At 61.3% G+C, this 12,117-nt stretch carries 7 protein-coding genes and 3 pseudogenes; 6 read left to right on the plus strand and 4 right to left on the minus strand.

Translation table 11 applies throughout. The annotated features are described in order from the left end of the window. Positions 1-57: 57 nt before the first annotated feature. Positions 58-2,040, minus strand: a complete 1,983-nt coding sequence (gene mnmC, locus DW49_RS0112965; RefSeq protein WP_005616305.1) for a bifunctional tRNA (5-methylaminomethyl-2-thiouridine)(34)-methyltransferase MnmC2/FAD-dependent 5-carboxymethylaminomethyl-2-thiouridine(34) oxidoreductase MnmC1 — start codon at positions 2,038-2,040, stop codon at positions 58-60. A 147-nt stretch (positions 2,041-2,187) separates the two neighbouring features. Between mnmC and pap the strand changes: the two are divergent. Then, positions 2,188-3,683, plus strand: a pseudogene (gene pap / locus DW49_RS01000000128320) (polyphosphate:AMP phosphotransferase). A gap of 30 nt (positions 3,684-3,713) precedes the next feature. Here the strand turns inward: pap and DW49_RS0112975 are convergent. Both DW49_RS0112975 and DW49_RS0112980 read right to left on the minus strand, forming a co-directional pair. Then, complete coding sequence (locus tag DW49_RS0112975; protein ID WP_005616307.1) at positions 3,714-4,118, minus strand: YbaN family protein; 405 nt, start codon at positions 4,116-4,118, stop codon at positions 3,714-3,716. A gap of 10 nt (positions 4,119-4,128) precedes the next feature. Next, positions 4,129-4,716, minus strand: a complete 588-nt coding sequence (locus tag DW49_RS0112980) for a UPF0149 family protein (RefSeq protein ID WP_005616308.1) — start codon at positions 4,714-4,716, stop codon at positions 4,129-4,131. Between the two features lie 176 nt (positions 4,717-4,892). Between DW49_RS0112980 and recQ the strand changes: the two genes are divergently transcribed. From recQ to DW49_RS0112995, 3 genes are all read left to right on the plus strand, one after another. Beyond that, positions 4,893-7,022 (plus strand): DNA helicase RecQ, encoded by a 2,130-nt coding sequence (gene recQ / locus DW49_RS0112985; RefSeq protein ID WP_024420676.1) that lies wholly within the window; start codon positions 4,893-4,895, stop codon positions 7,020-7,022. Between the two features lie 93 nt (positions 7,023-7,115). Then, positions 7,116-7,550 (plus strand): MarR family transcriptional regulator, encoded by a 435-nt coding sequence (locus tag DW49_RS0112990; RefSeq protein WP_003381003.1) that lies wholly within the window; start codon positions 7,116-7,118, stop codon positions 7,548-7,550. 96 nt (positions 7,551-7,646) lie between these two features. Then, the gene (locus DW49_RS0112995; protein ID WP_005616314.1) at positions 7,647-9,845 is read left to right on the plus strand and encodes a motility hub landmark protein FimV; all 2,199 of its coding nucleotides are present in this window, start codon (positions 7,647-7,649) and stop codon (positions 9,843-9,845) included. Positions 9,846-9,889: 44 nt separating this feature from the next. On the opposite strand, the gene DW49_RS0113000 is transcribed toward DW49_RS0112995, so the two are convergent. Continuing rightward, positions 9,890-10,234 carry a topoisomerase DNA-binding C4 zinc finger domain-containing protein gene (locus DW49_RS0113000; protein ID WP_005616316.1) on the minus strand — a complete coding sequence of 115 codons (345 nt, stop codon included), beginning with the start codon at positions 10,232-10,234 and terminating at the stop codon, positions 9,890-9,892. A gap of 263 nt (positions 10,235-10,497) precedes the next feature. On the opposite strand from DW49_RS0113000, the pseudogene DW49_RS1000000134250 reads away from it, so the two are divergent. Both DW49_RS1000000134250 and DW49_RS01000000128325 read left to right on the plus strand, forming a co-directional pair. Then, a pseudogene (locus tag DW49_RS1000000134250) lies at positions 10,498-10,909 on the plus strand (PAS domain-containing protein); the annotation flags it as partial. A gap of 119 nt (positions 10,910-11,028) precedes the next feature. Further along, positions 11,029-12,064, plus strand: a pseudogene (locus DW49_RS01000000128325) (methyl-accepting chemotaxis protein). Positions 12,065-12,117: the final 53 nt, after the last annotated feature.

A 12,117-nucleotide genomic window follows, 5' to 3' on the forward strand; every position in this document is an offset into this window, starting at 1 on the left:
CAGGGAACGATAATCTCAACTATCGTGCGATGCTCCACGTTGGTCCTGCTTGTCAGGCTACTTCCCGCCGCCGCGAATCAACCCTCGCAGGGCAAACCGGTTAGGGTGACAGGCTTCGGCAACGCTGCGCGGCAAGGGCAGGGGTTCGTTATCGAGCCAGGCGGCGATCAGTTCGGCGCACAGCGGCGCGGTGATCAGCCCGCGTGAACCATGGCCGCTGTTGACGTACAGGCCGTCCAGCCACGGGCAGGCGATATCCGGCACCTGGCGCGCGTCCTTGCCCAGTGCAGCATAAGCCTGAACGAACGCCTCGCGGTCTGCCAGCGGGCCGACGATGGGCAGGTAATCCGGACTGGTGCAACGAAACGCCGCACGTCCCTGTAATTGCTCGGGCGGCCTATCAGCGGCCTCAAGGCGAGACGCCAGGTCTGCGGAGATTTCCTGCAACAACGCCAGATTGCCAAGGTGATCCGCCACGTTGGGGGTCAAATCGACACTGTTGAAATCAAAGCTGGCGCCTAGCGTGTGTTCACCCAGACGCGCCGGAGCCACATAACCCTCCGCGCACACCACCGTGCGCAACGCAGCGCTCGCCCCGGTCTGCGGCAGGCTGGTGATCTGCCCGCGAATGCGTTTGAGCGGCAGCTCGGCACTCTGCGAAAACTGCTTGATGTCCGCCGCCCCGGCCAGCACCACGACAGGCGCGCTGTCGATCAGCTGCGCGTCACTCCACACCTGCCACTGATCATTGACACGTCGCAGTTCCAGCGCATGATGATGGGCGATCAGTCGGATATTCGCGTGCTGGATCTGCGCGTGACACAACGCTGGCGGATGCACCCAGCCGCACTCAGGGTAAAACAGACCGCCGCTGTTCAGCGCAATGCCGCTCTGCAACTCGGCGGCGGGCTGATCCAGCAAGTGCAGCAGCGATTCGGGAAAGGCCTCGGCCAATTGCTGCTGGTGCAGTGCTTCCTTGTCGTCGAAGGTCAGTTGCAGCACGCCGCATGCGTCCCACTCGACACCCCGCTGCAAGCGTTCAAGCTGCCTGCGCGTGTGGCCAAAACCACTGAGAATCAACTGTGACAACGCCGTACCGTGCGCTGACAGTTTCAAGTACAGCACGCCCTGCGGGTTGCCTGAGGCTTCTTGCGCGGGTGCCGCGTGACGCTCCAGCAGGCTGACCTGCCAGCCACGTTGCGCCAGGCTCTGCGCCGTGGCGCAACCGGCCAGCCCGGCGCCGATCACCAGCGCCTTGCGCTCGCCTGCAAGCGGAGTGGGACGGGCGAACCAGGGCTTGGCGGAAGGCACCGATGTGACGCCCTCCGGCCAGGCGATAAAAGCACCGCGCAGCACTTCCCATTTATGCCCGATGCCCGGCACCCGCTTCATCTTGAAACCCGCCGCGTTCAGCGAACGCCGCACCCAGCCGGTGCTGGTGAAGGTGCCAATGGTGGTGCCCGGTGTGGACAGTCGCGCCAGTTCGGCGAACAGCTCGGGAGTCCACATTTCCGGATTTTTCGCTGGTGCAAACCCGTCGAGAAACCACGCATCAATCTGCCCGTCCAGCTGCGGCAGCATCTGCAGCGCATCGCCGATCAGCAGCGTCAGGGTCACACGGCCGTTATCGAATACCAGGCGCTGAAAGCCTTCATGTATCGCCACGTACTGCTCGAGCAGTTGATCGGCAAAACGTGACAGCTCCTGCCACAACACCAGAGCACGTTGCAGGTCGCCCTGGCTCAGCGGGTACTTTTCGACACTGACAAAATGCAGGCGCGCACCAACCGGCGCGCACTCATTGAACAGCTGCCAGGCACAAAGAAAATTCAGCCCGGTGCCAAAACCGGTTTCGCCAATGATCAACCGTTCGCCAGTTGGCAATTCGGTGAACCGCCGACGCAGGTCGTTCTGCACCAGAAATACATGGCGCGTCTCGTCCAGGCCGGATTCGGTGGAAAAGTACACATCGGAAAAGTCGCGAGAACGCGGGTTGCCGTGTTCGTCCCAGTCGATCAGGGCGTGGCGGGTAATAGTCATGTCGGGCTCGGCAAAGGCAGTGGCGGCATTTTAGCCGCCTGCGCAGATAAAAGTGCTATCAAGACTGCATGGATTGACCGATGCCCGTCATCGGTGGTCACACTCTCTATCGGGCGTCACTGAGCCATCACTCATCAGGAGTTGTGAATGTTTGAATCCGCTGAAATCGGTCATGCCATTGACGATGACACCTACGAGGCCGCTTTGCCTGAGCTGCGCGAAGCGTTGCTTGAGGCGCAGATAGACCTGCACGAGCAGGCCGGCCGGCAGATCATCGTGCTGATCAACGGCATAGAAGGCGCGGGCAAGGGCGAGACGGTCAAGTTGCTCAGCGAATGGATGGACCCGCGCTTGATAGAAGTACGCACCTTCGATCAGCAGACCGACGAAGAACTGGCCCACCCGCCTGCCTGGCGTTACTGGCGACAACTGCCTGCCAAAGGGCGCATGGGGATTTTCTTTGGTAACTGGTACAGCCAGATGCTTCAGGGCCGCGTGCATGGGCAGTACAAGGACGCGGTGCTCGATCAGGCCATCAGTGGCGCCGAACGCCTGGAAAAGATGCTCTGCGATGAAGGCGCGCTGATCTTCAAATTCTGGTTTCACCTGTCTAAAAAACAGATGAAGCTGCGCCTCAAGACCCTCCAGGACGACCCGTTGCACAGCTGGCGCATCAGCCCGCTGGACTGGCAACAATCCAAGACCTACGACAAGTTTGTGCGCTCGGCGAGCGAGTCCTGCGCCGCACCAGCCGTGACTACGCGCCCTGGCATGTGATTGAGGGTGTGGACGCCAATTACCGCAGCCTGACCGTCGGCCGCCTGCTGCTGGAAGGCATGCAGGCCGCGCTCAACAAGGTCGAACCCGAGTCCAGCGCGCTGACGGTAGGGCCGCTGGCGATCCATAACGATGAACGTACGTTGCTCGACAGCCTCGACCTGAGCCTGCACCTGAGCAAAGAAGACTACCAGCAAGAACTGATCGCCGAGCAGGCGCGCCTGTCCGGCAACCTGCGCGACAAGCGCATGAAAAGCCACGCACTGGTGGCGGTGTTCGAAGGCAATGACGCCGCTGGCAAAGGTGGGGCAATTCGCCGGGTCGCGGCGGCGCTGGACCCGCGTCAGTACGCTATTGTGCCGATTGCCGCGCCGACTCAGGATGAGCGTGCGCAGCCTTATCTGTGGCGTTTCTGGCGACAGATACCGGCGCGCGGCAAGTTCACCATCTTCGACCGTTCGTGGTACGGCCGGGTGCTGGTCGAGCGGGTCGAAGGCTTTTGCAGCGAGTCCGACTGGAAACGCGCCTACGCCGAAATCAACGATTTCGAAGAGCAGCTCACCGAAGCCGGCGTGGTGGTGGTCAAGTTCTGGCTGGCGATTGACGAGCAGACCCAGCTCGAGCGTTTTCAAGAGCGCGAAAAGATCCCGTTCAAGCGCTACAAGATCACCGAAGACGACTGGCGCAACCGCAAGAAATGGCCCGATTATCGTCAGGCCGTCGGCGACATGGTGGACCGCACCAGCACCGAGATTGCGCCGTGGACACTGATCGAAGCCAATGACAAACGCTGGGCGAGGGTCAAGGTGTTACGCACCATCAATGAAGCGCTGGAAAAGGCCTTTGCCAAGTGCAAGAAGAAGTGATCGCCTGAGCAGCAGCGCGCCTGAGTCGCTTCATGTGCGAGGCGGGCGCGTCTTTTGCCTGAGGATATAAATCGTCACCAGCACGGCGCTGGTCAGCATGAACGCTCGTGCCCAGGGCTGGGCGACCAGATAGCACGACAGGCCGATGCTCAGCCACATCATGCCGACTGCGTACACCTTGCCCTTGAGCGGAATGCCGTTGCCTTCAAGGTAATCAGCAATCCACGGGCCAAGCTGCGGGTGGTTGATCAGCCAGTGGTAGAAGCGCGGAGAGCTGCGGGCGAAGCAGGCGGCGGCCAGCAGCAGAAAGGGCGTGGTGGGCAGCACCGGCAGGAATATCCCGATGACGCCCAACACCACGCTCAACCAGCCAATGGCCATAAGCAGGTAGCGCACCCACCCGAAACGGCTGGTGCGCGGTGGGTCTTGCGCCATAGGCGCTGACTCAGTGGTGGCGGGGCTTGAGGATCGCCGGTTTTTCGTCCGGTGCCTGGCACAGCAGGTACAGGGCAGTCAGTGCTTCCGGGATCTGCACGATCATGTCGTCCATCAGGTTGGCGTCCTGAGCGATGTCGGCGAATTCAGGTTGCTCGTCGAACAGCCCCGAACCGACCATGATCGGCAGGAGCATTTCGCTGACTTCTTCTTCGGCGCTTTCAAACCAGGCGTTTTCACGCAGAAACACGCCTTCCATGAAGCCGATGCACCAGCCACGCAGGTCCGAATCATCCGGGTCGTCGCCCAGGTCCAGGTCGCAGGGCAGCTCGAACTCTTCGTCCGATGCCAGTTGGCGGGCAATGTGCGCCTTGAGTGCAACCAGTGTCGCTTCGACTTCGGTCTGTTGCGCTACGTCGGAATACTGTGGCGGCTCGGAGAACAGCGCGTCGATCCACTCGCGCTCCGGCACGTCTTCTGCACAGATGGACAAAGCGGTCAGGTAGCCATACGCGGCCACGTAGTCCAGTGCTTCTTCGTGCAGTTCATCTGCATCGAGGAAGACTTGCAGGCGGGTTAATTGCTCAGCGAAGGACATGGAAGCGCTACCTTGAAAATAAACGATGCTGGATTCTAGGCCTTGAGCGTCCGTGGCGCCAGCGCGCAGGCCAATTGCAGTTAATTTCGACCGCTGATGTCCGAGCCATCCAATGCTCCCGAGCGCTCGGGTATACTCCTGCGTTTTGCAGTGCAGCAGGATATTCCGGGGTTTTTATGCTTGAGCAGGCACAACGCGTACTTAAAGACATCTTTGGTTACGACAGCTTTCGTGGTCGCCAGGGTGCCATTATTGAGCGTGTAGCCAACGGCGGCGATGCACTGGTGCTGATGCCGACCGGTGGCGGCAAGTCCCTGTGTTTTCAGGTGCCCGGGCTGTTGCGGGACGGTCTCTGCGTGGTCGTTTCGCCGCTTATCGCGCTGATGGACGATCAGGTTGCCACGCTCGATGAGCTGGGTGTTTCTGCCGCGGCTCTCAACTCCACCCTCAACGCCGAGCAGCAGCGCGAACTGGCCAACCGTATCCGTCTGGGCGAAGTGAAAATGCTTTACCTCGCCCCGGAGCGCCTGGTTCAGCCGCGCATGCTGTCATTTCTGCAAAACCTGAAGATCGCCCTGTTTGCCATCGACGAAGCGCATTGCGTGTCGCAATGGGGCCATGACTTCCGCCCTGAATACCTGCAACTGGGGCAGTTGGCCGAACTGTTTCCGGATGTGCCGCGCATCGCCCTGACCGCCACGGCAGACAAGCGTACCCGCGAAGAAATCGTCACGCGTCTGCACCTGCAAAACGCCGAACGCTTCCTGTCCAGCTTCGACCGGCCAAACATCTTCTACCGCATCGTGCCCAAGGAACAGCCGCGCAAACAACTGCTGGCGTTCCTGTCCGAGCGGCGCAGCGATGCCGGTATCGTCTACTGCCTGTCGCGCAAGAAGGTCGATGAGGTGGCCGTATTCCTCAGTGAAAACGGTTATCCGGCGCTGCCGTATCACGCCGGGTTGCCATCGGAAACCCGCGCCGCCAACCAGAAACGCTTCCTTAATGAGGAAGGCCTGATCATGGTCGCGACCATCGCGTTCGGCATGGGCATCGACAAACCCAACGTGCGATTTGTCGCGCACATGGACCTGCCCAAATCGCTGGAAGCCTACTATCAGGAAACCGGCCGGGCAGGGCGCGACGGCTTGCCCGCCGATGCCTGGATGGCCTACGGCCTGCAAGACGTGCTGATGCTCAAGCAGATGTTGCAGAACTCCGAAGGCGACGAGCGCCACAAGCGCCTGGAGCAGCACAAGCTCGATGCCATGCTGGCCCTGTGCGAAGAAACCCGCTGCCGTCGTCAGACCCTGCTGGCCTATTTCGACGAAGACATGCCCAACCCGTGCGGGCATTGCGACAACTGCGTCGATGGCGTGCAAACCTGGGACGCCACCGAGCCTGCGCGCCAGGCGCTGTCGGCCATCTACCGCACCGGTCAGCGCTATGGCGTCGGTCATCTGGTCGATGTACTGCTCGGCAAATCCAACGACAAGGTTCAAAGCTTCGGTCATCAGCACCTGTCGGTGTTCGGTGTCGGTAAAGCGCGCACCGAAGCCGAGTGGCGTTCGCTGTTCCGCCAACTGGTCGCGCGCGGCCTCGCCGACATCGACCTTGAAGGCTACGGCGGCCTGCGCCTGAGCGACACCTGCCGCCCGTTGCTGCGTGGCGAGGTTTCTCTGGAACTGCGCCGCGACCTCAAACCACAAACCACTTCAAGAAGCAGTTCCGGCAGCCCGGCCAGCCAACTGGTGCGTGGCGAAGAGCGCGAGCAATGGGAAGCCCTGCGTGCCCTTCGCCGCAAGCTGGCCGAAGAGCACGGCGTGCCGCCTTATGTGATTTTCCCGGATTCGACCCTGCTGGAAATGCTGCGCAGCAAACCGGGCTCGATGGCCGAAATGGCCAAAGTGAGTGGCGTGGGTGCGCGCAAACTGGAGCGTTACGGCGATGCCTTCCTTGAAGTGCTCAGCGGCAAGGCCGAGGCACCGCAAGTGGTCGCCGACATTCGCCACGAGCTGATCAGCCTGGCGCGTGCGGGCATGACCCCGACACAGATCGCCGGCCAGTTGCAGTGCTCGGAAAAGAATGTCTACACCCTGCTGGCCGAGGCCATCGGCAAGCAGCAGTTGTCCATCGAGCAGGCGCTCGATTTGCCGGAAGACTTGTTGGGCGAGGTTCAGGACGCCTTTCTCGACGGCGAAGGCGAGCTGCCACCGGTCGCGGCGATTGCCGAGCAATTTGCCGGTCGCGTGCCGGAGGGCGTGCTGTATTGCGTACGTGCGGCGCTGCAATCGGAATTTGAGGTATAACGGCGTGCGACGAAACGTCACCGCTCCATGCTTGCCTGATCATAAGGACCATGCTTAGCTCGCTAATAATTAGTTTGAATCACGAGTTACCTTATGCCATTGACTGACGAACATCGTTTCGGGATGCAACTCGGACACCTCACCCGGGGCTGGCGCGCCGAGCTGGATCGTCGGCTGGCTGATCTCGGCCTTTCTCAGGCGCGCTGGCTGGTCCTGTTGCACCTCGCCCGTTTTACCGAGTCGCCCACCCAGCGCGAGCTGGCGCAGAGCGTGGGAGTAGAAGGACCGACCCTGGCGCGGTTGCTCGACAGCCTTGAAAAACAGGGCCTGGTTCAGCGCCAGGCCGTGGTCGAGGATCGCCGGGCGAAAAAGATTCTGCTCAGCGACACCGCCTTGCCCCTCATCGAAAAGATCGAAACCATCGCCAATGTCTTGCGTATCGAGCTGTTGGAGGGGGTAAGCGAGGACGATTTGCGGGTCAGCATGCGCGTGCACTCGCAGATTCTGGCCAATCTCGAAAGATCCTGAGACGAAGCGGCGGGTTCTCAACCATAATCGTGCAACGGATACTCAAGTCCATCTGATTAACGTGAGAAGCCTGCTGTGGTTTCAATAAGGGTTTGCATGCTGAAGAGTTCTCTGGCTGCTGTCGAAGGTGCAGGCCGTATGGCGCGCGAGTTGTTTTGCAAGGGCGCCATTGCGGCAGCGTTGCTGAGTTGCTCAACGATGGCGTCCGCGCTGGGCCTGGGCGAAATGAAGTTGCACTCGGCGCTCAACCAGCCGCTGAATGCTGAAATCGAGTTGCTGGAGACCGGCGGGCTCAGCAATGAAGACGTCGTTGCCAGGCTCGCATCGTCCGAAGCCTTCGCCAAGGCAGGCATCGAACGGGTGTTCTTTCTCAATGACCTTCGTTTCACCCCCGTGCTGCGCGGTAACAGTGGCGTGATCCGGGTGGTTTCCAACAAGCCGGTCACCGAACCCTATCTGAGTTTCCTCGTCCAGTTGGCGCGCCCGAACGGCGATTTGCTGCACGAATACACCGTGCTGCTCGACCCTGCCACTTCACCGCAAGGGCTGGCCGCCACGCGCAGCCGCAATCAGCAGCGTTCGGTGAATGCTGCGCAGGAATCGCGCATGCCGGTCGCGCCACCGGCAGCGCTGCAAGGCAAACATTACACAGCCACCAGTGGCGACACGCTGAACGGCATCGCCAGCCGCCTGCAAGTGCCGGGCGGGAAAGTGTCGGCCAGCCAGATGGCCGAGGGCATTCGCGCGCTCAACCCGCAGGTGTTTGCTGCAGGGGCCGGTTCCGCGCTTAAAGTCGGTCAGGACCTGTTACTGCCTGATTCCGCCGTAATGCCTGCCGCTGCTGCCACAGCCCCCGCTGCCAGCGCAGTTGTAGCGCCGCCTGCCGAGTTGCAGCGCACCGCCGAGCAGTTGTCGGCGGCCGCTATCGAAAACCAGCAGTTGGCGCAGTCTCTGGAAGCGCTTAAAACCCAGACCCAGGAACTGCAAGAGCAGATGAGCGGCAAGGACAAGCAGATTACTGCGTTGCGCAGCGACCTTGCCGTGGCGCAGTCCGCCGCCCGACCTGCCGCACCCGCCACGCCGCCAGCGGCCCCGGCTCAGCCAGCAGTAGCCGTTGCATTGAGCAGCGAGCCTTTCGTGAGCCTGCCGATACTGCTCGCGATACTGGCGCTTGTGCTTCTGTTGCTGGCGTATGCCTACTCGAAACGCCGTCAGCGTCGTCAGGCCACGGCCCCTGTCGTTGCGCAGGATGACCCGCTGATCAAGCCCGCCCAGGCCGCCATGCTCCCGGTGTTCGAGGTGCCCGCCGTTGCGCCGCAGCCTGCCGCCCAGGCATCGCCATCGACGCCGGTCAAGGCTGCGACGCCGCAACGTCCGTCTGGCGCTGTGCCAGATGCGCTGGACGGTGTCAGCATTTACATTGCCTACGGGCGATTCAGCGAGGCAATGGGCATTCTGCGCAGCGCCCTGGAAAGCCAGCCGGAGCGCGGCGACATTCGCATCAGGTTGCTGGAGTTGCTGGCCGAGCAGGGCGATGGCAGCGGCTTTGTTCGCGAAGAGCGCTTAGCGCTCGAGCACGGCGTCGATCCGCAGACCATTCAGGACATCCGCGATCGCTTTCCACAACTTAAAGCGGCGGAGGCGGCCCCTGCTGCGTTCATCCCCGCCGCTGCGGTCGTAGCAGCGTCCACGCTGTCTTTCGACAAAGCCGAACCAGAGCCAGCTGCCTACCTGCAACCGGACCTGGAGCCTGAGCCCCCGGCGCAACTGGACGAAACAGCCGCCGCGTCCCTTAACCCGCAGCAAACCGATGAATTCCAGCTGAACCTGGATGACCTGTCGATGGACGCCGACTGGGATCTGGTCGATCCGTTCGACACGCCGCCGCCGCGCAGCAAGCCAGAAACCGTGACAGCGCCCGCGCCCGCTGAAGTCGACCCCGGCTTTTCTTCGGACCTGACTCGATTGCCGGAAGTCTTCGAGTTGTCGGATGAGCAGTTCCTCAGTGATTTCTCTGAACCGGATGGCGTTGAGCCGATCGAGCCAATCGAAGTGGTTGCGCCAGTCGCTGCTGACGATCTGAGCGACGACTTTCTCGACAGTTTCATGAGCGATGACGGGGATTTCGACCTGCTGGATCTTGAAGAGCCCCCGCTCAGCCAGATCAATCAGGCTCAGGTGCTGATCGAAGACGGCGACCTCGAGTCGGCCCGTGAAATCCTGCAACAGGTGATTGACGAGTCCGACGAAGAGCATCGGCGCATGGCGCGTGAGCTGTTGGCGGGCATCAGCTGATTCAGCGTTTTCGAGCATTTAGGGGGCCTGACCCGGTCTGACGCCTAGCGAAAGATCGGCCGAATCCCCCGGCATTTCGGATACCCCGCACAGCCCCAGAACTCTCCGGCATTCTGGCCGGTGCGGGCGACCTTGATCACCATCGGCTTCTTGCAGTGCGGGCAGGCGGGTACGACGGGTTTGGGCTGCGGCTTTGCAGCCGCAGGCTTGCGCAGCTTTTTCGTGCGCTTGGTCGGGCTGCTTTTGGCAGGTTGCGTGGGTTCGGATGATAGTACTTCGGGCGCTGCCGAAGGCCTTTCCTGATCCGATGTCGAACCGGCAACCTGGCTCAACAGCCTGCGCAATTTGCTGATCAGGGCTTTCAGCGCTGAGGGTGTATGACCTGCCATTGCAATGCTCGACGCTGTGTTTCGCCAAAGGTCGGCATGGTGCAGGCATCTGCGGCATGAAGCAAACCTTCGACGCGCACTTGCACTGTGACGTGTACCGCAATGTCATCCAGCGATGACGCCAATTCCCGGACACCGCTAAAGACCGAACCCACGCGGGCGATAAACTCTGCACTTGGACCGTTGGTTGCCACTTTGAACGACTGTGCTAAACCTTCAGGGATTACCCGGACTATCGAGCATTATCAGGGAGTGGATTTTCAATGCGCGTCAACATGCCTATCACCCAGACTGAACGGACTTTTCCGGCATCTGAACGCCTCATCTCCACCACCGACCTCAACAGCCACATCACCTATTGCAACGACGCCTTCGTCACATTGAGTGGCTTTACCCGCGAAGAGCTGATCGGCCAGCCGCACAACCTGGTGCGCCACCCGGACATGCCCGCCTCGGTCTTTGCCCATATGTGGGAAACCATCAAGCAGGGCAAACCCTGGATGGGCGTGGTCAAGAACCGCTCCAAGCAGGGCGATTACTATTGGGTCAGCGCCTACGTCACTGCTGTCTACGAAAACGGTCGCATCGTCGGTTTCGAATCGGTGCGCTCGCTGCCGACCCGCGATCAAGTGCGCCGCGCCGATGCCTTGTATGCACGGCTGCGTGCCGGCAAATCGTCGGTCTCGGCGACCAGCACGGCGGCCTATCACCTGGTTCGCCAGCTGCCGATGATCCTCTGCGCCCTGGCACTGGCTGCCGGCGTTTACCTGCTGGATGATCTGCCTTCGATCATCATGATTCCGATCGTGATGGTTGTGCTGGGCGGCTTTCTGGAAATGCGCCAGCGCCGCAGCATTCGCAACACCCTTGAAGAACACCCCAAAGCGTTCACCAGTTCTCTGGTTGCGCTGACCTACAGCGACAACCGTGGCCCACAGGCGCAACTTGATCTGGCCATGCTCAGCGAAGAAGCCCGCCTGCAAACCGCCCCTGACACGCTTGGCCGATACTGGCGAGAGCGTGCGCCAGCATGCCGGGCGGTCGGCGCAATTGTCGCTGCGCCAGGCCGAGTCGCTTGATCAGCAACGCAGCGAGGCCGATCAGTCGGCCACGGCCATCAACCAGATGGCGGCGACCATTCAGGAAGTGACGCACAACGTACAGAGCACCGCCCACGCTGCCGAAGAAGCCGACAAGCTGGCGCAGCAGGGGCGTGGTCTGGCTGATGACAGCCTGTTGGCGATTCGGCACATGGCCAATTCGGTTACTGACATCGGTCAGGCCGTGGGCGAACTGGCCGATGCCACGCAGTCGATTGGCAGCGTGGTTGACGTGATTACCTCGATTGCCCAGCAAACCAACCTGCTGGCGCTCAACGCCGCCATCGAAGCGGCGCGTGCCGGTGAGCAGGGGCGTGGTTTTGCAGTGGTCGCCGATGAAGTTCGTTCGCTGGCGTCACGCACCCAGTCCTCGACCGAGCAGATCCAGCAAATCATCACCTCCCTGCGCGACGGCGCCGCCCGTGCGGTACTGACCGCCAACAAAGGCGAACAGATTTCCAGAGAAAGCGTTGCCAGCGTCGAAGCCGTACAGAAGGCCTTGGACGGCATCAGCCAGTCGGTAACGCGCATCACCGGCATGAGCCAGCAAATGGCCTCGGCGTCGGAAGAACAAAGCCACGTTGCGGAAAACATCAGCCAGCAAATCACCCGCATCGCCCAACTCTGCGACCAAAGCGCGGGCCAGGCACAACAAGGCTCGCAGATCAGCACCGAACTGGAAGAAATGGCGCAATACCTGCACAGCCTGGCAGAGCGCTTCAGCCGGTAATTTCAACGACCACTATCGTGCGACGCTCCGCGTCGCATGCCGTTCTGGACGCT

It is taken from the genome of Pseudomonas avellanae BPIC 631 (assembly GCF_000444135.1).
Classification (GTDB): Bacteria; Pseudomonadota; Gammaproteobacteria; order Pseudomonadales; family Pseudomonadaceae; genus Aquipseudomonas; species Aquipseudomonas avellanae.

What these genes read in the sequence shown, in the direction of transcription:
- DW49_RS0112975 (WP_005616307.1), bottom strand. Translation starts at nt 4,118, where the DNA reads ATGGCGCAAGACCCACCGCGCACCAGCCGTTTCGGGTGGGTGCGCTAC.
- recQ (WP_024420676.1), top strand. Translation starts at nt 4,893, where the DNA reads ATGCTTGAGCAGGCACAACGCGTACTTAAAGACATCTTTGGTTACGAC.
- DW49_RS0112980 (WP_005616308.1), bottom strand. Translation starts at nt 4,716, where the DNA reads ATGTCCTTCGCTGAGCAATTAACCCGCCTGCAAGTCTTCCTCGATGCA.
- DW49_RS0113000 (WP_005616316.1), bottom strand. Translation starts at nt 10,234, where the DNA reads ATGGCAGGTCATACACCCTCAGCGCTGAAAGCCCTGATCAGCAAATTG.
- DW49_RS0112990 (WP_003381003.1), top strand. Translation starts at nt 7,116, where the DNA reads ATGCCATTGACTGACGAACATCGTTTCGGGATGCAACTCGGACACCTC.
- DW49_RS0112995 (WP_005616314.1), top strand. Translation starts at nt 7,647, where the DNA reads ATGCTGAAGAGTTCTCTGGCTGCTGTCGAAGGTGCAGGCCGTATGGCG.
- mnmC (WP_005616305.1), bottom strand. Translation starts at nt 2,040, where the DNA reads ATGACTATTACCCGCCACGCCCTGATCGACTGGGACGAACACGGCAAC.